The organism is Sphingobium boeckii (assembly GCF_014199215.1).
Classification (GTDB): Bacteria; Pseudomonadota; Alphaproteobacteria; order Sphingomonadales; family Sphingomonadaceae; genus Sphingobium_A; species Sphingobium_A boeckii.
The window spans coordinates 588674-610130 of sequence record NZ_JACIJC010000001.1 but is presented as its reverse complement, the minus strand read 5'-3'; the positions used below and the strand labels follow the sequence as shown (position 1 = coordinate 610130).

At 63.4% G+C, this 21457-nt stretch carries 22 protein-coding genes; 13 read left to right on the top strand and 9 right to left on the bottom strand.

Features of this window, described 5'->3' with window-relative positions; all coding sequences use genetic code 11:
• Both FHS49_RS03135 and FHS49_RS03130 read left to right on the top strand, forming a co-directional pair.
• The gene (locus FHS49_RS03135) at window positions 1–1914 is read left to right on the top strand and encodes a M1 family metallopeptidase (RefSeq protein WP_184015107.1); all 1914 of its coding nucleotides are present in this window, start codon (window positions 1–3) and stop codon (window positions 1912–1914) included.
• Window positions 1915–2051: 137 nt separating this feature from the next.
• The gene (locus FHS49_RS03130; protein WP_184015105.1) at window positions 2052–2588 is read left to right on the top strand and encodes a CHAP domain-containing protein; all 537 of its coding nucleotides are present in this window, start codon (window positions 2052–2054) and stop codon (window positions 2586–2588) included.
• Between the two features lie 103 nt (window positions 2589–2691).
• On the opposite strand, the gene FHS49_RS03125 is transcribed toward FHS49_RS03130, so the two are convergent.
• The 5 genes from FHS49_RS03125 to FHS49_RS03105 form a co-directional block, all read right to left on the bottom strand.
• A complete protein-coding gene (locus FHS49_RS03125; protein ID WP_184015103.1) occupies window positions 2692–2973 on the bottom strand; it encodes a DUF3297 family protein in 282 nt (93 codons plus the stop codon).
• A gap of 39 nt (window positions 2974–3012) precedes the next feature.
• A complete protein-coding gene (locus FHS49_RS03120) occupies window positions 3013–3873 on the bottom strand; it encodes a S1 family peptidase (RefSeq protein WP_184015102.1) in 861 nt (286 codons plus the stop codon).
• 4 nt (window positions 3874–3877) lie between these two features.
• Entirely contained in the window at window positions 3878–4291 is a 414-nt protein-coding gene (locus FHS49_RS03115; RefSeq protein WP_184015100.1) for a DUF350 domain-containing protein, read from the bottom strand.
• A gap of 63 nt (window positions 4292–4354) precedes the next feature.
• A complete protein-coding gene (locus FHS49_RS03110) occupies window positions 4355–4744 on the bottom strand; it encodes a YbaN family protein (RefSeq protein WP_184015098.1) in 390 nt (129 codons plus the stop codon).
• A 51-nt stretch (window positions 4745–4795) separates the two neighbouring features.
• Window positions 4796–5176 (bottom strand): hypothetical protein, encoded by a 381-nt coding sequence (locus tag FHS49_RS03105; RefSeq protein ID WP_184015096.1) that lies wholly within the window; start codon window positions 5174–5176, stop codon window positions 4796–4798.
• Between the two features lie 198 nt (window positions 5177–5374).
• Here FHS49_RS03105 and FHS49_RS03100 point away from each other — a divergent pair, with 198 nt between their 5' ends.
• From FHS49_RS03100 to FHS49_RS03090, 3 genes are all read left to right on the top strand, one after another.
• The gene (locus tag FHS49_RS03100) at window positions 5375–6268 is read left to right on the top strand and encodes a dioxygenase family protein (protein WP_184015094.1); all 894 of its coding nucleotides are present in this window, start codon (window positions 5375–5377) and stop codon (window positions 6266–6268) included.
• A 106-nt stretch (window positions 6269–6374) separates the two neighbouring features.
• Window positions 6375–7085 (top strand): response regulator, encoded by a 711-nt coding sequence (locus FHS49_RS03095; protein WP_184015092.1) that lies wholly within the window; start codon window positions 6375–6377, stop codon window positions 7083–7085.
• Window positions 7085–8365 carry a sensor histidine kinase gene (locus FHS49_RS03090; RefSeq protein WP_184015090.1) on the top strand — a complete coding sequence of 427 codons (1281 nt, stop codon included), beginning with the start codon at window positions 7085–7087 and terminating at the stop codon, window positions 8363–8365. The genes FHS49_RS03095 and FHS49_RS03090 overlap by 1 nt, the downstream gene beginning before the upstream one ends.
• On the opposite strand, the gene FHS49_RS03085 is transcribed toward FHS49_RS03090, so the two are convergent.
• Window positions 8346–10013, bottom strand: a complete 1668-nt coding sequence (locus tag FHS49_RS03085) for an FAD-dependent oxidoreductase (protein ID WP_184015088.1) — start codon at window positions 10011–10013, stop codon at window positions 8346–8348. The genes FHS49_RS03090 and FHS49_RS03085 overlap by 20 nt on opposite strands.
• Window positions 10014–10062: 49 nt before the next feature.
• Between FHS49_RS03085 and FHS49_RS03080 the strand changes: the two genes are divergently transcribed.
• Window positions 10063–10368 carry a UBP-type zinc finger domain-containing protein gene (locus tag FHS49_RS03080; RefSeq protein ID WP_246350240.1) on the top strand — a complete coding sequence of 102 codons (306 nt, stop codon included), beginning with the start codon at window positions 10063–10065 and terminating at the stop codon, window positions 10366–10368.
• Between the two features lie 9 nt (window positions 10369–10377).
• Here the strand turns inward: FHS49_RS03080 and typA are convergent, their stop codons facing one another.
• Window positions 10378–12207: a translational GTPase TypA gene (gene typA, locus FHS49_RS03075; RefSeq protein WP_184015086.1), complete on the bottom strand. Its 1830-nt coding sequence runs from the start codon at window positions 12205–12207 to the stop codon at window positions 10378–10380.
• Between the two features lie 163 nt (window positions 12208–12370).
• On the opposite strand from typA, the gene FHS49_RS03070 reads away from it, so the two are divergent.
• From FHS49_RS03070 to FHS49_RS19535, 3 genes are all read left to right on the top strand, one after another.
• A complete protein-coding gene (locus tag FHS49_RS03070) occupies window positions 12371–13567 on the top strand; it encodes a toxic anion resistance protein (RefSeq protein WP_184015083.1) in 1197 nt (398 codons plus the stop codon).
• 3 nt (window positions 13568–13570) lie between these two features.
• A complete protein-coding gene (locus FHS49_RS03065) occupies window positions 13571–14290 on the top strand; it encodes a hypothetical protein (protein ID WP_184015081.1) in 720 nt (239 codons plus the stop codon).
• A gap of 170 nt (window positions 14291–14460) precedes the next feature.
• Window positions 14461–15024, top strand: coding sequence for a DVUA0089 family protein (locus tag FHS49_RS19535; RefSeq protein WP_246350239.1), 564 nt, complete (start codon window positions 14461–14463; stop codon window positions 15022–15024).
• A gap of 70 nt (window positions 15025–15094) precedes the next feature.
• Here FHS49_RS19535 and FHS49_RS03055 read toward each other — a convergent pair whose 3' ends face one another.
• The gene (locus FHS49_RS03055) at window positions 15095–15217 is read right to left on the bottom strand and encodes an LPXTG cell wall anchor domain-containing protein (protein ID WP_184015079.1); all 123 of its coding nucleotides are present in this window, start codon (window positions 15215–15217) and stop codon (window positions 15095–15097) included.
• A 140-nt stretch (window positions 15218–15357) separates the two neighbouring features.
• On the bottom strand, window positions 15358–15822 hold the full coding sequence (locus FHS49_RS03050) for a DUF983 domain-containing protein (protein WP_246350236.1): 465 nt from the start codon (window positions 15820–15822) through the stop codon (window positions 15358–15360).
• A gap of 81 nt (window positions 15823–15903) precedes the next feature.
• Between FHS49_RS03050 and FHS49_RS03045 the strand changes: the two genes are divergently transcribed.
• The 4 genes from FHS49_RS03045 to kdpB all read left to right on the top strand — a co-directional run bounded on the left by FHS49_RS03045 (window position 15904) and on the right by kdpB (window position 21443).
• On the top strand, window positions 15904–17286 hold the full coding sequence (locus tag FHS49_RS03045) for an aminotransferase-like domain-containing protein (protein WP_184015077.1): 1383 nt from the start codon (window positions 15904–15906) through the stop codon (window positions 17284–17286).
• A 155-nt stretch (window positions 17287–17441) separates the two neighbouring features.
• A complete protein-coding gene (gene kdpF, locus FHS49_RS19955) occupies window positions 17442–17564 on the top strand; it encodes a K(+)-transporting ATPase subunit F (RefSeq protein WP_221240346.1) in 123 nt (40 codons plus the stop codon).
• Window positions 17565–17581: 17 nt separating this feature from the next.
• Complete coding sequence (kdpA, locus tag FHS49_RS03035; RefSeq protein ID WP_184015075.1) at window positions 17582–19282, top strand: potassium-transporting ATPase subunit KdpA; 1701 nt, start codon at window positions 17582–17584, stop codon at window positions 19280–19282.
• 133 nt (window positions 19283–19415) lie between these two features.
• Window positions 19416–21443, top strand: coding sequence for a potassium-transporting ATPase subunit KdpB (gene kdpB / locus FHS49_RS03030; RefSeq protein ID WP_184015073.1), 2028 nt, complete (start codon window positions 19416–19418; stop codon window positions 21441–21443).
• Window positions 21444–21457 lie beyond the last annotated feature (14 nt).

Below are 21457 nucleotides of genomic sequence, written 5' to 3'. Positions count from 1 at the left end.
ATGAAACTCCGCTCCCTTTTCGCCCCCGCCCTGCTGTGCTGCACGCTTGCCGCCTGCGGCGGCCCCAAGCAGGAGCAGAACACATCAGCGCCGCAGACCTCCACGGTGCTGATCAGCGATGAAGCGCAAGATCTGCACAGCTATGCCAGGCCGCAGGAAGCGCGGGTGCGCCATGTCTCGCTCGATCTGACGGTCGATTTCGACAGGAAGATCATGGAGGGCACCGCCGCGCTCGATCTCGACGTGGCGAAGGATGCCAAGCAGGTGGTGCTCGACGACAAGGGGCTCGTCGTCAGCCAGGTGACCGACAAGGAAGGCCGCCAATTGCCCTTCGCGATCGGCAAGGCTGATCCGATCCTGGGCGCGCCGCTGACCGTGCAACTTGGCGGGACGCAGCATATCGTGGTGCATTATGCCTCCGCCCCGGGTGCGGCGGCGCTGCAATGGCTGAGCCCGGCGCAGACCGCGGGCAAGACATCGCCCTATCTTTTCAGCCAGGGCCAGGCGACGCTCAACCGCACCTGGATCCCAACGCAGGACAGCCCCGGCATCCGCCAGACCTGGGACGCGACGATCACCGTGCCGGAGGAACTGAAAGCCGTGATGAGCGCGGAAATGCTCACCCCCGATGGCGAGGAAAGCGACGGCGGGCGCATCTTCCGCTTCAAGGAAGACAAGCCTGTCGCCCCCTACCTGATCGCGATTGCGGTGGGCGATCTGGCATTCAAGAAGATCGGCCCGCGCACCGGCGTGTGGACCGAACCTTCGATGCTGGAGAAGAGCGCAGCGGAATTCGCCAATCTGGAGACATTCGTCAGCACCGCGGAATCGCTTTACGGCCCCTATCGCTGGGGCCGCTATGATCTGCTCGTCCTGCCACCCAGCTTCCCCTTCGGCGGGATGGAGAATCCACGGCTCACCTTCGTGACGCCCACCGTGCTCGCCGGGGATAAATCGCTCGTCAGCCTGATCGCGCACGAACTGGCGCATAGCTGGTCGGGCAATCTGGTGACCAACGCGACATGGAATGATTTCTGGCTGAACGAGGGCTTCACCGTCTATTTCGAAAACCGGATCATGGAGGCGATGGAAGGCAAGGAACGCGCGGCCATGCTCGCCGATCTCGGCTGGAGCGACATGCAGACCGCCGCCACCGATGCGGGCGGCTGGGGTGCGCCGGATTCGCGGCTGCATCTGGACCTGAAGGGCCGCGATCCCGATGATGGCATGACCGACATCGCCTATGAAAAGGGCGCGGTTTTCCTCCGCACGATCGAACAGGCCGTGGGCCGCGAACGCTGGGATGCCTATCTGCGCAGCTATTTCGATCGCTTCGCCTTCCAGCCGCAGACCAGCGCGGGGTTGCTGGCGGACATGCGCGCGCATCTGTTCAAGGGTGACAAGGCGCTTGAGGACAAGATCGGGCTCGACGCCTGGGTTTATCAGCCTGGTCTGCCCAAGAATGCGGTGCATGTGACATCTTCGGCTTTCGTGCAGGTCGATGCCGCCGCAAAGGCATTTGCCGGCGGTGGTTCTGCCAGCGCGATCCCCAATCAAGCCTGGTCTACGCAGCAATATCAGCGCTTCCTCAACACGCTGCCACGCACGCTGCCAGCGCCCAAGCTGGCGGAATTGGATATCGCGTGGAAACTCTCATCCTCCGGCAATAGCGAGATCCGCTTCGCCTGGCTGATGCTGGCGATCGGCAATCGCTATCCGCCCGCCGCCGCGTCCGCCGATCAGTTTTTGACCAGCATGGGCCGCCGCAAGTTCGTCGATCCGCTGTTCAAGGCGCTGCAGGCGCAAGGCCCATGGGGAATGCCGCTGGCCAAAAGCATCTATACCAAGGCGCGGCCGGGCTATCATTCTGTGACCGCGACCACGGTGGATAAGACTTTGGGATGGAACCCATGAGCGCCATCACGCGTTAGAAGCGCCTCACCCCGGACTCCCAACGGATCATCGCATAGATGAACCGTTGTTAACGTGACGCCCTTCCCATGCTGCGATGCAGCAGCTTAGACAGGTTGAACGGTCGCACGGGGAATTTCATGACAATTCGGGTTACGCGAGCCATTTTCGGCTCGATCATGGCGCTGGGCATGATGTTCGCATCGATGGCCCCTGCAGCCGCCCAATATTGGCAGTGCGCGCCCTATGCGCGCGAAATCTCCGGCATTCAGATTCGTGGCAATGCGAATACCTGGTGGGGCCAGGCCGATGGCCATTATGCGCGCGGCACCACGCCCAAGATCGGGGCCGTGATGGCCTTCAAGGCACACGCCAAGATGCGCGTCGGCCATGTCGCGATGGTCAGCCAGATCGTTTCGGACCGCGAAGTGCTGCTCACCCACGCGAATTGGTCGCGCGGCGGGCAGATCGAACGCGACGTGCGCGCGATCGACGTGTCTGCAGCGGGCGACTGGAGCCAGGTGAAGGTCTGGTACGGCCCGATCGGCGATCTGGGCATGACCAGCTATCCGCTTTACGGCTTCATCTATGCCGATCAGCCGGAACAGGAAAAGCCGCTGCTGATCGCTTCGGCTGGCGGCGGCGCGGGATCGCACGCCACGCTGCTGCGGAAGTAAGTTACCCGCAGTCAGATTAATCCCGTTTGTCCCGAGCGCAGTCGAGGGACGTGGGAACTGTCACCACGTCCCTCGACTGCGCTCGGGACAAACGGCGTTTGGGCTAGTCCTCGTTAGAGCTTTCAGCCTCGGCAGCGCTCTCACCCGCCGCATCCTCGAACCACGCTTCCACCGGCCCCGCCAGCTTGAGCGTCAGCGGCTTGCCCTTGCGGTCCAGCGTCTTGCCGGCCTGAACGCGGATCCAGCCTTCGGAGAGACAATATTCCTCCACATTGGTCTTCACGACACCTTTGAAGCGGATGCCGATGCCGCGTGCGAGCAAATCCGCATCGTGGAACGGGCTGTCGGGATCGATCGCCAAGCGGTCGGGAGGGGTGTCGGTCATCATCATCTCACATGTCTGTTTCGCCGCGCGGCCTAGCGCTCATTCGTTCACGTCGCAATAGACCTGCCGGATGGCACCGCTCACGATCAAATTCTGAAACCGCGCCACAGCAGCAGCGGCATTCGCGATCGGCCCCGGTGGTTGGCTGACGCTTTGAAGGCGCGCCGCCTGCAAAAGGCCGGACGCCGCTTCCGGCACGGTGGTCAGCACGCGGCCCCGCCGTTCGCCCGCGGCCGAATTGATCCCGATCACCCGTCCGCGCACGTCCAGCGTCGGCCCGCCGCTGATCCCGCCGAGGCCATGTTCGAAATCCGGAAACCGCTCGATCTCCGCCCAGGCCAGCACGGGCTCGCTGCGACCGGGATGCACCGCATTGCCGCGCCCCATGAAGCGGCTGTGCACCACCGCGGGCTGACCGGAGGGAAAGCCCATGTGATAACCGTCATCCCCCTCGCGCGGCATCACGGGGGAGAGAGCCAGCGTGGTGGCGGTGCGCGCGCCACCCGCGATCGCCGCGGCATCGCTTACCCGGCTTTCGAAGATCTGGCCCACCCGCTCCGCACTGTTCGGCCCGGTCGCCAGCCCCACACGATCGCAACCGGTCACCACATGCTCGGCCGTGAGCCATATGCCATCCGGAGACACGGCAAAGCCAGTGCCCTGGCTATCCTGCGGGCGGCCTCTGTCCGCGATGCCGAATTCGGGGAGCGTGGCGGGAAATATCTGCGATTCCGGGACAGGCTCCACGCCGGGCAGCGGCGCGCCATGGCCCTGTGCTAAGTCCGGACGCCGCGGATTGGCCTGCCAATTATTGGAAGGGGCTTCGTCTTCAACGACCATCGCTGCGCCGATGAAGATCACCAGCAGGAAGAAAAAGCAGCCGCCGCGCCTTTGCGCCATGGGTTCAGCCCGAAACGGCGGCGGCGTTGAGCAGAGCGATGGAGATCTTCATCGCAGCCAGAAACATCGCGGCCGATTTCTCGTCATGCTCGATCCGCTTGGGCAGATCGTGCAGCACCAGATCGACCACGCGAAAAGCGATCACCTGGATGATCAGCGTCACCGCCCCCCAGATCACGATATCCCACACGTTGATCGCGCTTTGCAGGCAGATCGCCATGGGAATGCCCAGCCCGATCGCCGCGCCACCCAGCGAGATCGCCGCCGATTGATTCCCTTGGCGGATCAGCGCCATCTCGCGATGCGGGGTCAACCAGAGATAGATGGAAAGCGCGACCAGGAACACCGCGATCGATACCGTGAGGTGGAGCAGGAAATAGGGCAGGCCCGACATCAGGCTTTGCAGGACGGGTTCCATCGAATGCGCTTCCTAGAGACATGAAGCGCCAGTGCTATGCGCAGCGGCGACGGCGGGCAAGCCTCAGTTGGCCGCCGGCGGCGCAGGGCGGCTGAGCACGAACGCGGAACACCCCGCCAGCATCAGCGCAGCGGCCGCAGCCATCCAAGGGGCGGGATGCGCTGTGAACCAGAAAATCGCGAAACCGACGATCATCCCCGTGCAGGCTGCCACCTTGCCGCCACGCGCGATCGCACCATTGGCGCGCCACGCGCGCAGCGTCGGCCCGAAACGCGGATGCTCCAGCAGCCGCGCCTCAAGCCGGGGTGAGGAGCGCGCAAAGCAAAAAGCCGCCAGAATGAGGAAAATGGTGGTGGGCATCAGCGGTAGGAATGCGCCGATCACGCCCAGCGCCACGCAGAGGAGGCCGCCCATCAACCAGAGCAGGCGCAGCGGCTGGGAAAATGGCTTCATCCCGCATGAGATAGGCCCAATGCGAATGGATCGCAATTGGGCCTATTCATATTAGCGGCAGTAACGCACTTTCACCCGGCGATCGAGATAGGGATCATAGACCTTGCGGGTCCGGCAATCGCGATAGCCGCGATAATCACGGTAGCTTCGATAATCACGATTGTTGCGATACCGGGGACGGTCATAGTCATAATAGCGATCGCGATAGCGCGGTCCGCCCCGATAATAATAGCGGTCTTCATAGCGATCCCGGTTCGAAGCGAGCGCCGCGCCGATGGCCAGACCGGCGACGCCCGCGACGATCGCGGTGCCCGTATGATCCCGACCACGGTCATGCCAGCCGCGCCGCGCCTCCGCAGGGGTGGCGACCGCGCCCAGCGCCGCCGCACCCAGCGCCATAGCTCCTGCTGCCTTCAAGAAAAAGTTGGTCATCGTCTGTCTCCTGTCCCGCCATCTGGAGCGGGTATGAAAGGACATTAGCGCGCTGATGCTGAACCGGCCGGGAATGGGCAATTCATTCAAAGTTCAGCGCCTGAACCGCTAAAAGCGATGAAACATGGCTGCAATGTGCCGAAATCCCTGGGTTCGATCGCGCCGTTATGGTGCTCAATCAAATAGGGGAGACCTGGGATGAGCATAATCGAAGATCATGATCTTGGCCTTGCCAATGATCTGCGCGTGATAGAACGCCAGTTGATAGGGCGACGCCGGGCGCTGGGATTGTTCGCTTCGGCGGGCACGGTGGCGTTGCTGGCCGGATGCGGTGGCGATTCGAGCGGGAGCACCGGCGGGATCGTGACCACGCCGACGCCTACTCCCACACCAACGCCAACGCCAACGCCGACACCAACCCCAACCCCGACGGCCACCTGCATTGCGGACCCAGCCGAAACCGCCGGCCCCTATCCCGCCGATGGATCGAACACAGCGAGCGGATCGACTTCCAATGTGCTGGCGGTCAGCGGCGTGATCCGCAGCGATATCCGCACCAGCTTCGTAAACGGTTCGACCGCGGCACCCGGCGTGCTGCTCACGATCACGCTCACCGTGGTGAACGTCAACGCCAGTTGCGCAGCGCTGGCGGGCTATGCCGTCTATCTCTGGCATTGCGACCGGGACGGCAATTATTCGCTCTATGACATACCGGGCCAAAGCTACCTGCGCGGCGTGCAGGTGACCGACGCCAATGGCCAGGTGACCTTCACCACGATTTTTCCGGCCTGTTATGCGGGCCGCTTTCCGCACATGCACTTCGAAGTGTTTTCAAGCATCGCGAACGCCACCGCGGGCCGCTACGCTTTGCTCACCTCGCAGCTTGCCATGCCCGCCGCCACCTGCACCAGTGTTTACACAGGGGCGACCGGCTACGGCACCAGCGTCAGCCGCTTTGCCGCAGTGTCGATCGCGTCGGACAATGTGTTTGGCAATAACAGCGCCGCCCAGATCGCCGCCATGACTCCTGCGATCACGGGCGACATCACCACCGGTCTTACCGCGATCGCGACGATCGGCATCACGACCTGACAGGCGCTGCCGTGTCCGGCCCTGGGGAGGGCGGGACATTGCGGCGGATTTCACCGGGGGCTACAGACTTATGACAACGCTTCGACAGGATATGCCCTGCACGATCATGGATATGAATACCCACATCCTCGTCGTGGATGATGATCCCGGCATCCGGGAGGTCATTGGCGATTTCCTGACCAGCCACGGTTATCTCGTCACGCTGGCGGCGGATGGCCAAGCGCTGCGTGCGGCCATCGCCGAAACGCGGTTCGATCTCATCGTGCTTGATCTGATGATGCCGGGCGAAGACGGGCTGACGATCCTGCGTGCGCTTGGCCCCGCGCGCCTGCCCGCGGTGATCCTGCTGTCCGTGATGGGGACCGATACCGATCGGATCGTCGGCCTGGAAATGGGCGCCGACGATTATCTGCCCAAGCCATGCAATCCCAGGGAATTGCTCGCCCGCATCCGCGCGGTGTTGCGTCGGCGCGCGGGGACCGCGGTCAGCGCCCATGCGCCGTCCAGCCTCCGCTTTGCCGGCTGGGCGCTCGATCCCGAAGGACGCACGCTAACCGATCCCGCTGGCGAACCGATCATGCTCACCAGCGGCGAATTCCGCCTGCTGCTCGCCTTTGCCGAACGCCCGCGACGCGTGCTGACGCGGGACATGTTGCTGGAATCGTCGCGCGGCTTCGATGCCGAACCGTTCGATCGTGCGATCGACGTGCAGATCAGCCGCCTGCGCCGTAAATTGGTGCGCGAGGGGGAGGAGGAACTGATCCGCACGTTGCGCAACGAAGGCTATCTCTTCACGCCCACCGTCACGCGATCCTGATGCGCACCACCCATGCCCCGGCGATCACATGGCGGATCGTGCTTCTGGTTGCGGCATCCGTGCTTGCCACCGCGCTGGTCAGCTTTGCCATCACCTTCAACGGTCCGCCGCCTTTCCCCATGCCATACCGTGCCGAGGAGGTGGCCGCGGCACTGGCCGGGCGTCCCGTTCGCGGCCCCGGCCCCAAGGCTATCCTGCGCCAAATGCCGGCGCTGCCTCAGCCCTCCGCCGAGCAGGCGCGCGATCCGATCACCGAGCAGACCGTTGCGCGGGTGCTTGGCGTAGCACCATCGCAGGTCGTGGCCTGGTCTTCCGGATGGCGCGCGCCGCGGCCGGGCGGCGAAGGCCCGCGCCTGATGAGCGATTTCACGATTGCCGTCCGCGGGCCGGCGGGCTGGACCGTCGCCGTGAACAGCCCCCGCCCCTGGCTTACCAATTGGCATCGCATCACGCTGGCCTCACTGGTCGGAGCCCTGATCCTTCTGACCATATTGGGCTGGTTCATCGCCCGCGCCATCACCCGTCCGCTCAGCAGGCTGGCCGATGCTGCGGACGCCGTGAGCGCGAGCCACCGCAGCCTGCCGGTCGAAATCGAAGGACCGCCGGAGGTCCGCCGCGTGGCAGGTGCGCTCAATGCCATGCGCGCGCGGCTGGTCGATCATGTGGCGCAGCGCACCGCCATGCTGGCGGCGATCACGCATGATCTGGGCACGCCGCTCACCCGCCTGGCCTTTCGGATCGAGGCGCTCCCGGCGGCGGACCGCATACGCGCGCTGGCCGATATCGAGGAAATGCGCGGCATGATCATGAGCGTGCTTGAGTTCGCACGCGGCGAAACTCGCGCCCCAGCGCCGCTCGATCTGGCACCGCTGCTGGCTGCATTGGCCGATGGCATGAACGCCACGGTCGGCCCCGTCGCGCAGTCGATCGCCACGCCGCTCCCCATGACGGGTGACGATGGGGCGCTCCGACGCCTCTTCACCAATCTCCTGGAAAACGCGCTGCGCTATGGGCAGTCCGCATCGCTGACCGCGACGGCGCGCGACGGCCATGTCATCGTCACGATCGACGATGACGGCCCCGGCATCCCGCCGGCGCTGGCCCAATCGCTGTTCGATCCCTTCGTGCGCGCCGAGCCGTCACGCAGCCGCGAGACAGGCGGCATCGGCCTTGGCCTTGCCATCGCCCGCAACGTCGTCGAAGCCCATGGCGGCTCGATCGCGGCGCAAAACCGCCCGCAAGGCGGCGCACGGCTGACAGTCAGCCTGCCGCTGAGGTGACGGTCGCGCGATGCTCTTCCAGAAAACGGTGGATCGCCTGTACCACCACCGAGCCTTCGCCCACGCCCGAAGCCACGCGCTTCACCGATCCGGATCGCACATCGCCCACCGCGAAGATGCCGGGACGCGTGGTGGCATAAGGCGAAACCGGGCCGCCGGTGCAGACGAAGCCGGCCTCGTCCAGATCGACGCAGCCGGCGAGCCAATCGGTATTGGGCTGCGCGCCGATCATCACGAACAATGCGCCGACCGCCTGCCGCGTCTCCGCGCCCGTGTGTCTGTCGGTCCATGTGACGGCCTCCAACGAGGCATCGCCATGCAGCGCGGTCACTTCGCTATAGGGATGGAGCGTGATCCGGTCCGACGCTTCGATCCGCTCCACCAGATAATTAGACATGGTTTCCGCCAGCCCGGCCGAGCGCACCAATATGTGAACATGCGACGCGGCACGGGAAAGGAACATCGCGGCCTGCCCCGCCGAATTGCCGCCGCCCACGACGATCACCGGCTGGGCGGCGCATAGCCCGGCCTCCATCGCGGTCGCCGCATAATGGATGCCCGCGCCCTCGAATGTCTCATAATCGGGGAGATCCAGCTTGCGATAGCGTGCGCCGGTGGCGACGACGATCACGTTGGCCTTCAGCGTCGCCCCGTCCGCCAGCGTGAGGCCATAAGGCTGGGCATCGCAATGAAGCGCGGTCACATCGCGCGACACCGCCAGCCTCGCCCCGAATTTCTGCGCCTGCACCTGCGCACGGCCGGCCAGCGCCTGGCCGGAAATCCCCGTGGGAAAACCCAGATAATTTTCGATCTTGGAGCTGGTTGCCGCTTGGCCACCAGGCGCCGTCCCCTCGATCACCACGGTCGACAGCCCTTCGGATGCTGCATAGACCGCCGCCGCAAGTCCCGCCGGCCCGGCACCCACCACCGCCACATCATGCACATGATCGGGATCGATATGGATGGCGATGCCGATGCAATCGGCCAGCGCATGGTTGCTTGGATTGCGCAGCACCTTGCCATCGCAAATGACCACGGGCAGTTCGTCCGTGCCGACGCCGAAATGCGCGAGAAAACTCTCCGCATCGTCATCCACTTCGGTATCGATCGTGCGGTGCGGATAGGCATTGCGGGTGAGAAAGCCGTTCAGCCGCACCATCTGCGCCGAATGCCCCGGACCCACCAGCGTGACGCCCCCCGTACCGTGCGCCAGCAACGCGACGCGCCGCAGGATGAACGCGCGAAGCACCAATTCGCCGATATCGGGTTCGGCGGAAATCAGGCGACGAAAGGCGTTGCGCTCGATCCGAAGCACCTGCGTGTCGCCCGACGCGCGGCCGCTGACCAGGGTCTTGCGATCGTTGAACATGTTGATTTCGCCGGTGAACTGCCCTGCCCTGTGCGCCACGACCAGCCGGACCTGGCCGCAATCATCATGATCGAACACATCGACGCCACCTTCCAGCACCACGAAGAATGCGCCGGTCCGATCGCCTCTGTGGAACAGATATTGGCCGTCGGACACCAGGCCTTCCACGCCGAACGCGCGCATCCGTTCGATCATCTCGCCCGGCAGCAGCGGAAAGGTCTGCGCTTCACGTGCGAGCGGATCGCTGGGATCGAGCGGGATTGATTCGGGGTCGGCCATATCCCCAGCCTAGGCGATGCTTGCAATCCGGCAACTGTTCAGCGAACTTATGATGATGACCGGATGCAGCCATCTCGATCAATTCGCCGACGTGGAGCCGCAATCAGACGGCTGCGCCGAATGCCTCGCCCATGGCGGCCGCTGGGTTCATCTCCGCATCTGCCGCGTGTGCGGCCATGTCGGCTGCTGCGATCAATCCCCCGGCAAGCACGCCACCGCACATTTCCACGACACCGACCATCCGGTCATGGAAAGCTATGACCCGCCTGAAAACTGGGGCTGGTGCTATGTCGATGAAGCGATGATCGATCTGGGAGACAACGTAACGCCACACCCGCCGGGGTGGCGTTACTGAAGTCGAAGATCAGGCCGCCTTGGCGCGGCTCGCCTTTTTGCGCTCGTTGGGATCGAGATGGCGCTTGCGCAGACGGATCGTCTTGGGCGTCACTTCGACCAGCTCGTCATCGTCGATATAGGCGATGGCCTGCTCCAGCGTCATCTTCCAGGGCGGAGTCAGACGAATGGCGTCGTCCTTGCCGCTGGCGCGGAAGTTGGTGAGCTGCTTGGACTTCATCGGATTGACTTCGAGATCGCCGGTCTTGGCATTCTCGCCGATGATCATGCCTTCATACAGCGCCTCACCATGGGCGACCATCAGGATACCGCGCTCTTCGAGCGGACCGAGCGCGTATGAATTGGCTTCGCCCATGCCATTGGAGATCAGCACGCCATTTTGGCGACCTTCGATATTGCCCTTGTAGGGACCGTATTTCTCGAACAGCCGGTTCATAATGCCCGTGCCGCGCGTGTCGGACAGGAATTCGCCATGATAGCCGATCAGCCCGCGCGAGGGCGCGCTGAAGGTGATGCGGGTCTTGCCGCCGCCCGAGGGGCGCATGTCGGTCATCTCGGCCTTGCGGATCGACATCTTCTCGACGACGGTGCCCGAATATTCCTCGTCCACGTCGATCACGACGGTTTCATAAGGCTCTTCGCGCGACGAACCCTCACCACGGAACAGCACACGCGGACGGCTGATGCCCAGTTCGAACCCTTCACGGCGCATCGTCTCGATCAGAACGCCAAGCTGAAGCTCGCCACGGCCGGCGACTTCGAAGCTGTCCTTGTCGTCGCTCTCGGTCACCTTGATGGCGACGTTCGATTCGGCTTCGCGCGCCAGACGATCACGGATCATGCGGCTGGTCACTTTGGTGCCCTCGCGGCCTGCCATCGGCGAATCGTTCACCGCGAAACGCATGGACAGCGTGGGCGGATCGATCGGCTGCGCATGAAGCGGCTCGGACACCGAGGTATCAGCGATCGTATTGGCCACGGTGGCGACGGTGAGACCGGCGATCGAAATGATGTCACCCGCATTGGCCACATCGACGGGAACGCGCTCAAGCCCGCGGAACGCCATGATCTTGGAGGCGCGACCGGTTTCGACCACATTGCCGTCCGGATCGAGCGCATGGATCGCCTGGTTGGTCTTGACCGAACCGGAGAAGACCAGGCCGGTGAGGATGCGGCCGAGGAAGTTGTCGCGATCCAAAAGAGTCACGAGAAATTTGAACGGGCCATCGGGATCGGCCGAAGGCGCGGGCACATGCGCCACGATCTGCTCGAACAGCGGCTGCAGCGTGCCTTCGCGCGCATCGGGATCGGGGCCTGCATAGCCATTGCGGCCCGACGCATAAAGCACGGGGAAATCGAGTTGCTCGTCGCTCGCTTCGAGGCTGACGAACAGATCGAACACTTCGTCCAGCACTTCCTGGATACGCTCATCGGGACGATCGACCTTGTTGACTACGACGATGGGCTTGAGGCCCAGCGCCAGCGCCTTGCCGGTGACGAACTTGGTCTGCGGCATCGCGCCTTCCGAGGCATCGACCAGCAGGATCACGCCATCGACCATTGACAGGATGCGTTCCACTTCGCCGCCGAAATCGGCGTGACCCGGCGTATCGACGATATTGATGCGCGTGGTTTCACCGGCACCATTGTCCCATTCGATCGACGTGCACTTGGCGAGAATCGTGATGCCGCGTTCTTTTTCGAGATCGTTCGAATCCATCGCGCGTTCTTCGATCCGCTGATTGTCGCGGAACGTGCCCGATTGGCGGAAAAGCTGATCGACCAGCGTGGTTTTGCCATGATCGACGTGCGCGATGATGGCCACATTGCGGAGGCTCATTGGATATCCTGATGCTAGGAGAAAATAGGTTGGCCGCGCCCATAGCCGATTTGTTGCGATGCGGGAAGGCCCGGAATGCAGCTTGCGCGCTTATCGGGCCGTCATGCTTGAATAACACGGCATTTCCCTCCATCTTGTCCAGGCAAGGGACCGGAGGATACGAATGACGACCGAAACATTGGTTGCGGACGAATTGAAGCTGACCGCGCCCGATCCCGTGCCGGTGGTGGCACCCGAAAAAGCGTCGGGCCTGGTGCCGCTGCAGGATGAGCAGAAAAGCAAGCTCGAAGAAAAGGTGGACGGCTTTATCGCCGATCTGGTGGCGCAGGACGCCAACAGCCCTGAATTCGGGGCGCGCGTGGACCAACTCACCAATATGGGCCGCAAGGAAATCGCGGACGCTGCGGGGCAATCCAACCGGTTTCTCGATCGCCCGGTCAAGGCGATGGATCAGGAAACAGGGGTCGGCACTGATCTGGCCGAATTGCGGCGCACGATAGAAGATCTCGATCCGGGCCGTCAGGGCAATCTGCTCGCGCCCAAGAAACTGTTCGGGATCATCCCCTTCGGCAACAAGATGCGCAATTATTTCGATGGCTACAAATCGTCGCAAAGCCACATCTCCTCGATCCTGACCCGGCTGGCGTCAGGCAAGGACGAACTGCTCAAGGACAATGCCGCGATCGCGGTAGAGCGCCAGAATCTGTGGGCGGCGATGGGCCGGCTGGAACAGATGATCCATATCTCCAAGACGATGGACGCGCGGCTTGAGGAAAAAGCGCTCGAACTGGAATCGACCGATCCGGCCAAGGCCAAGGCGATCAAGGAAACCGCGCTTTTCTATGTCCGCCAGCGCACGACCGACCTGCTGACGCAGATGGCGGTGACGGTGCAGGGCTATCTGGCGCTTGATCTGGTCAAGAAGAACAATGTGGAACTGGTGAAGGGCGTCGATCGCGCGTCCACCACCACCGTTGGGGCGCTGCGCACCGCAGTGACCGTGGCGCAGGCGCTGACCAACCAGAAATTGGTGCTGGAACAGATCACCGCGCTCAACACCACGACCGCCAAGATCATCGACAGCACGGGCGAATTGCTGAAATCGCAGACCGCCCAGATTCATGAGCAGGCGGCCGCGAGCACGATCCCGCTGGAAACGCTCCAGCGCGCGTTTCAGAATATCTATGACACGATGGACAATATCGACGCGTTCAAGCTGAAGGCGCTCGAATCCATGAAGACAACGGTCAACACGCTTTCCAGCGAGGTCGAAAAATCGCGCGGCTATATCGCGCGGGCCGAAGGCGCATCGCAGGCCAAGCTGAGCAGCCCGTCTCCGCTCACGTCGCTCGAAGCCTAAGCCATGGTCACCGATGTCGATCGCGCGATCGAACGCGCCGGATCGCTACTGGGGCGACTGTCTCCCCAGGCGCAGCGCATGGCGTTTCGCGCACGGCAGCGGCGTCGGGCGTTTTTTCTGCAAAAGCTGGGCCGGGCCGCATTGGCGGCGGGCGCGATCATCGTCGGTGGAGGCGCATTCGGGCTGTTCATCGGTCCATTGGGCGGCACCGGTGTGATGCTGGCGGGCGGGGCACTTATTCTGGCCACCGCAGGATTGCTGATCTGGCCGCATTATCCGGAAGCGAATGAGGAAACGCTGGTCCAGACCGATCTCAAGCTGCTGCCGGCGCAGACCGAAGTCTGGCTCGCCCAGCAGCGGCGCGCTTTGCCCGCCCCCGCTGCCAATCTGCTGGACGGCATCGGTGTGCGCCTGGAAACGCTCTCGCCCCAGCTCCAGACGCTCGATCCACGCGAGCCCGTCGCGGTGGAAGTCCGCAAGATCCTGTCGGAACATCTGCCCGAGCTGGTGAACGGCTATAAGCGCGTGCCGGAACCATTGCGCCGCGAGGTGCAGAGCAGCGGCATGACGCCCGATCAGCAACTCGTCGACGGCCTGAAGCTGATCGATGAGGAAATCGCGACGATGACCCGCAATATCGCCGCGGGCGATCTCGACAAGCTGGCCACGCAAGAGAAGTTCCTGCAGCTCAAATATCGCGACACGGATGGCGTAACGGGCTGAAGCACCGATTCGCGCGAAAATGACATTTCCAAATTGTTGCTGCGGAGCATGATCGTGACGCACGCGAAATCATACGTTCTATTTCGGAACAGTTTGTAAATTTTGTCCCCTTGCGAGGACATTAATGATTTCTTAACGCTCACTTCTGAATTTTCAGATAGGGGAGTTTTATGAAAAAGATGGTTCTGGCCAGCCTGTTGGCTGCAAGCGCGATCTATGCCGCGCCTGCCGCTGCGGTTGTTTCGGTGGATGGCACCGTGAAAGCTAATAAGGTCGATTACATCACGTTCAGCCACGCTGGCGGTGCGCTTTCGATTTTCACAGAAGGCCGCTTTTTTGAAGAGCCCAGCTATCTTCCCCTGCTCGATCCCATGGTACGCCTCTTTGCGAACAACGGCTCACCTATCGGCGGACTGACCGGCGCATTTCTCGGCGTCGCTGACGATACCATCGGCACCTATCCCCGCCTCGATTTCGCCAATTTGGCTTCCGGCAGCTACATTCTCGCGGTTGGCGCATTCGAATTGACCATGGATGAAGCCCGTACTGGCATCGCCAGCACACCTGATATTTTCAACCTGGATTATACCACGACCTTCCGTTCAAGCACCGATGTCACAATCGGCGGCGCGGTTCCCGAGCCTGCCACCTGGGCGATGATGATTGCCGGCTTCGGCCTGGTTGGTGCCGGGATGCGTCGTCGCGCACCCAAGGTCACCGTCACCTACGCATAAGATCAGATAGACTGATTGGGAGCGCCGCCGGCCGCGAGGTCGGCGGCGTTTTCATGTCTGTTATCCATCATCAATGGCGGTAGTGATGTGCGATCCAGCGTGCGCGACGCTTCTTGTAGCGACGGTAAAACCAGTAACTCGCCGCGAGCAAAACACCCAGAATCGCAAAGCCGATAATATCGTTTGTTTCCATAATGTCCCGCTTACGCCCGATACTCGGGGCCATGGCCCCACAACGCATCTATAGCGGCGATGTTCCCAAATGGAGACAGAATTGCGACGTGACTTGAGCGATTTTCACACAGGGATAGAGGCGCGCGCCGGCATGGCGCATCACCAGGGATGCGGCAGCGATGTCACCGCCGGTTTGTCGGGACCATAAGGATGCCAAGGCTCGGCAAGCCGCCCCTCACGCGCCTTGTAGAAATATTGGCTGCAGATCAGCCAGCCCTTCAACGGGCGCAGCGGCAAGGTGCAGGTGACGATCAGGAAGGGCAGCGAGGTGATCAGATGCACCCAGAAAGCTGGATGCCACACGATCTCGATCATCAGCGCGAATATCACGGCGGGCACGCAGCCAAAGCAGATCACGAAAAAGGCCGGGCCGTCCGCAGGATCGGCAAAGGCATAGCTCAGTCCGCAATGGTCGCATTGCGCGCGCAGCGTCAGCAACCCCTTGAACAGCCGCCCTTCGCCACAACGCGGGCAGTGGCCCCTGATACCCGTCTTCACCGGATCGAGTTTGGGCCATTCTGCCGGGGTGTCCTGCATATTTTCCATGATCGCTGCTTCCGCCATGCTGGATACGCGCCGACTCGGCTTGCGCATCATCGTCTTTTATGTATGGTATTTACAGCCATACAATGTCAAGGATAGCCCATGCAAAACTGGCAGCCTGATCTGACCGACGGCGCAGGTGCCAAATATCTGGCGATCGCGTCGGCACTGTCGCGTGACATCGAGGCCGGCGTGCTGAAACCCGGAGACCGCCTGCCACCGCAGCGCAGGCTGGCGGAAGCGCTGGACGTTGACCTCACAACCGTGACCAAGGCCTATAATGAAGTGCGCCGCATCGGCCTGATCGAAGGCGGCGGGCGGCGCGGCAGCTTCGTTCGATCGGGCACGGGAACGCAGGCGGAGTCGGTCGGTGCGGTGCTGACCGATACGGGCATGAACCTGCCGCCCGAACCCCTCGGCGGCACGCTGGCGGCGCGGATGCGGGCGGGCCTTGCCGATCTCCTTACAGGCACCGGCGCAGCGGGACGCCTTCAATATCAACCCAGCGGCGGTGCGCAGGGCGATCGGGCGGCAGGCGCGGCGATGCTGGCCGCGCGTGGCATTGCGGCGTGCGAAGACGATGTGACGCTGGCCAGCGGCGGACAGAATGCGCTCCACGCGATCCTCGGCACGATCCTTTCGCCGGGCGATGTGATCGGCACGACGCGTTTCGTTTACCCCGGCCTGCTCTCGCTGGCGGGCCGTCACGGATTGATCGTCCAGGTCATCGCATCCGATGCTGAAGGCCTCGATCCCGACGCCTTGGCCGCCGCCTGCTGCGCTGGACGGGTGCACGCGCTCTACACCGTGCCGACCAATGACAATCCCACGACCGCCACCATGAGCGCGGCGCGCCGTCGCGCCATCGCCGCCGTGGCGCGCACGCATGGCATCGCGATCATCGAGGATGACGCCTATGGGTTGCTCCCCATCGCGCCACTCCCGCCGATGGCGCATTTCGCGCCCGAACTGACCTGGCATATCGCCAGCCTCTCCAAGATCATCTCGCCCGCGCTGCGCGTCGCCTATCTGCGCGCACCTTCCATCCGCGACGCACTGCGCGTGACCACCGATCTCCATGAAAGCGCGATCATGGTGCCGCCGCTCAACGCCGCACTCGCCAGTCTCTGGATCAAGGATGGCAGCCTCGCAACGCTCACCGCCGAAGTCCGCGCCGAAGCCATCGCCCGGCAAGCGATCGCCCGCTCCATATTGGGTGCGCGGGCCTATCATGCGCATCCCGAGGGCTATCATCTGTGGCTGCCCCTGCCCGATGATTTAAGGGCCGCGCCGCTGATTCACGCGCTCCGGCCGGCGGGTCTCTCGATCGTTTCATCCAGCGCCTTTTCCGCCGATCCCGACGATGACGGACATGCCGTGCGTATTTCGATCGGCGGCGGCATATCGCGCGAACGGCTGGCGCGGACGCTCGCTCTGCTCGATGCGATGCTGGGCGGGGCGCCGGGGACCAGCACCCTCGTCTGAGCGTCTTTACGCTTTCCTTATTCCGCACCATCGCCTTCCCTCTCGAACCCTAACGCCGATCCATGGTCCAAAGCGCCCCTGACCATTGGAGGCGCATATGACTGATTTGATGTGGATTTTGGGCGTGGGCGGCCTCTGGCTGACCGGCTTTGCCTATGTGCGCCTGCTCGACGCGGTCTGAGAACCCCATCATGCTCGCACTCACCCTTGGCGCGATCACCGCGTCCGGCCTGCTGATCTATCTGCTCGCCGCGCTCTTCGCTCCCGAAAAATTTTAGAAAAAGGTGCCGCAGCCATGACGGTTCAAGGCTGGATGTTCATCATCCTCTTCATCGCGCTCATCGCCGCCATTGCGCGGCCGATGGGCGCCTTTCTGTTTGCGCTTTATGACGGGCGACCGATGCCGCTGCTCGGCCCGGTCGAGCGCGGGTTTTACCGGATCGGCGGCGTCGATCCCGCGCGCGATCAAAGCTGGCGCGGCTATGCGATCGCGCTTCTGCTGTTCAATCTGTTCGGCGTCGCGCTGCTCTATGCGGTGCTACGCCTTCAGGGCGTGCTGCCTTTCAATCCGCAAGGTTTTGGCGCGGTTTCGTCCGATCTGGCGTTCAACACCGCGATCAGCTTCGTCACCAACACCAATTGGCAAAGCTATGGCGGTGAAACCACGCTGTCGCACTTCAGCCAGATGTTCGCGCTGACCGTGCAGAATTTCCTTTCGGCCGGCACCGGCATCGCGGTGGCTTTCGCGCTGATCCGCGGCTTCGCGCGGCGCGATACCAAGGGCATTGGCAATTTCTGGGCAGATATGACCCGCGCCACGCTTTATCTGCTGCTGCCGCTCAGCATCATCCTGACGATCGTCTACATCGCGCTCGGCGTGCCACAGACCTTCGCCGCATCGGTCGACGCCACCACGCTGGAAGGCGCGAAGCAAACGCTGGCGCTCGGCCCCGTAGCATCGCAGCTTGCGATCAAGATGCTCGGCACCAATGGCGGCGGCTTCTTCAACGTCAATTCGGCGCACCCGTTCGAAAATCCGACCGCGCTCACCAATTTCATCCAGATGCTCAGCATCTTCGCGATCGGCGCGGGCCTCACCTGGACCTTCGGCAAGGCTGTCGGCAACACGCGGCAGGGCTGGGCGATCCTCGGCACCATGCTGCTGCTGTTCACCGTGGGCGTCGCCATCACCTATTGGGCCGAAGCGGGCGGCAATCCGCTGATCACGCACCTCGGCGTGTCCGACACGCTCGGCAATATGGAGGGCAAGGACGTCCGCTTCGGAATCGTCGCCAGTACGCTCTTCGCCGTCGTCACCACAGCGGCCTCCTGCGGCGCGGTGATTGCGATGCACGATAGCTTCATGCCGCTGGGCAGCCTGATGCCGCTGTTCAACATGCACCTAGGCGAACTGATCATCGGCGGGGTGGGCGCAGGCCTTTATGGCATGTTGCTTTACTGTCTGCTGGCGGTGTTCGTCGCCGGGCTGATGGTGGGCCGCACGCCCGAATATGTCGGCAAGAAGATCGAGGCACGAGAGGTGAAGCTGGCGGTGCTCGCCATCGCCTCGCTCCCGCTCGCCATCCTTGGCCTGACCGCATTGGCCAGCGTCACGGATGCGGGGCTGGCGGGACGTCTTAACATGGGGCCGCACGGCTTTACCGAGATTCTCTACGCCTTCACCAGCGCCGCCGCCAATAACGGCAGCGCCTTCGGCGGCCTCACCGCCAACACGCCCTTTTATAACGGCCTGCTGGCACTGGGCATGTTCATCGGCCGGTTCTTCGTGATCATCCCCGTGCTCGCCATCGCGGGGAGCCTCGCCGCCAAACGCCATACGCCGGAGGGCGCGGGCTCCTTCCCCACCACCGGCGCGCTCTGGATCGGGCTGCTCACCGCGATCATCCTGATCGTGGGCGGGCTCACCTTCCTCCCGGCGCTGGCCCTGGGGCCGGGTGCCGATCAGGCGGCTCTGATGGCCGGCTTCGTCCAGTGAGATTTCAACCCCTCCTCCTCGTCATTCCCGCGCAGGCGGGAATCCATAACCCTCCCTCTATCCGGCACGGGTCGAGCGTATGGATCTCCGCCCGCGCGGGGATGACGGAAGCGCATTTTCGGAGTCAGATATAATGGCCCAACAGGCTCAATCGCTCTTCTCCCGCGATCTCGTGATCGCCGCGATCAAGGGGAGCTGCGTCAAGCTGGATCCACGGACCTTGGTCCGCAATCCGGTGATGTTCACCACCGCCGTGGTCGCCACGCTTTCCACCGCCTTGTGGTTCGGCACGATCGCGGGTTCAGAGCCCGGCAAAGGCCTTTTCCAGGGGCAACTCGTCTTGTGGCTGTGGCTGACCGTGCTGTTCGGCAATTTCGCCGAGGCGCTGGCCGAGGGCCGTGGCAAGGCACAGGCGGCATCGCTTCGCGCCACCAAGGCCGAACTCATGGCCAAGCGGATGCTGGGCGTGGGGGAGACCTATGAAATCATCCCCGCAGGGCAGCTTTCGGTCGAAGAAATCGTGCTGGTGGAAACCGGCGATCTGATCCCGGCGGATGGCGAAGTGGTCTGGGGCGTCGCCTCGGTCAATGAAGCGGCGATCACGGGCGAAAGCGCGCCGGTGATCCGCGAAGCGGGCGGCGACCGCTCCGCCGTCACCGCGGGCACGCGCGTCATCTCGGACAGCATCAAGGTAAAGATCACGGCGGGGCCGGGTCAGGGTTTCCTCGATCGCATGATCGCTCTGGTCGAAGGTGCCAGCCGCCAGAAGACCCCCAATGAGATCGCGCTGACGATCCTGCTGGTGGGCCTCACCATCATCTTCCTGATCGCAGTGGGCACATTGCCAGCTTTCGCCCATTATGCGGGCGGCATGATCGCCGTCCCCGTGCTGGTCGCCTTGTTCGTCACGCTGATCCCCACCACCATCTCCGCCTTGCTCTCCGCCATCGGCATTGCGGGCATGGACCGGCTGGTGCGCTTCAACGTGCTCGCCAAATCGGGTCGTGCGGTGGAAGCTGCAGGCGACGTGGATACGCTGCTGCTGGACAAGACCGGCACGATCACCATCGGAGACCGTCAGGCGACCGCCTTCATCACGTTGCCCGGCATATCCGAACGCGAACTGATCGAGGCCGCGCGGCTCGCCAGCGTGGCCGACGAAACCCCCGAAGGTCGCTCGATCGTGGCATTGGCGGGTGAAGGCGCGCCGGCACCGGCCGAGGCGATCACCATCCCGTTCACCGCGCAAACGCGGGTGAGCGGCGTAGACATCGGCATTCGCCAGCTCCGCAAGGGGGCCGTCGATGCCGTGCTCCGTCTGCTGGGCGATCGGGCGAACAAGGATGCAGTCGCGGCACTGCGCCGCTGCACCGAGGACATCGCACGTTCGGGCGGCACCCCGCTCGCCGTGGCCGATGGCGACCGTCTGCTCGGCGCGGTTCACCTGAAGGATGTGATCAAGGCCGGCGTCCGCGAGCGTTTCGCCGAACTGCGCCGCATGGGCATCCGCACCGTGATGATCACGGGTGACAATCAGCTCACCGCCGCCGCCATCGCCGCCGAGGCGGGTGTCGACGACTTCCTTGCCGAGGCCACGCCCGAACAGAAGCTCGACCTGATCCGCAAGGAACAGGCGGGCGGCAAATTGGTCGCCATGTGCGGAGACGGCACCAATGACGCCCCCGCCCTGGCCCAATCGGATGTCGGCGTCGCGATGAACACCGGCACGCAGGCCGCGCGCGAGGCGGGCAATATGGTCGATCTGGATAATGATCCGACCAAGCTCATCGAGATCGTCGGCCTGGGCAAGCAATTGCTCATGACGCGCGGGAGCCTGACCACCTTCTCCATCGCCAATGATGTGGCCAAATATTTCGCGATCCTGCCGGCGATCTTCGTGGTGCTCTATCCGGGGCTCGGCGTGCTCAACGTGATGGGTCTTTCCAGCCCGGACAGCGCGATTCTCTCCGCGATCATCTTCAATGCGCTGATCATCCCCGCGCTCGTCCCGCTTGCGCTGAAAGGCGTGAAATACCGGCCCGCCAGCGCGGGTGCCCTGCTCTCCCGCAATCTCTCCATCTACGGTCTTGGCGGTCTCGTGGCGCCTTTCGTCGGCATCAAGATCATCGACATGGCCGTCAGCGGCCTTGGCCTGGCTTGAGACCACGGCCGCCC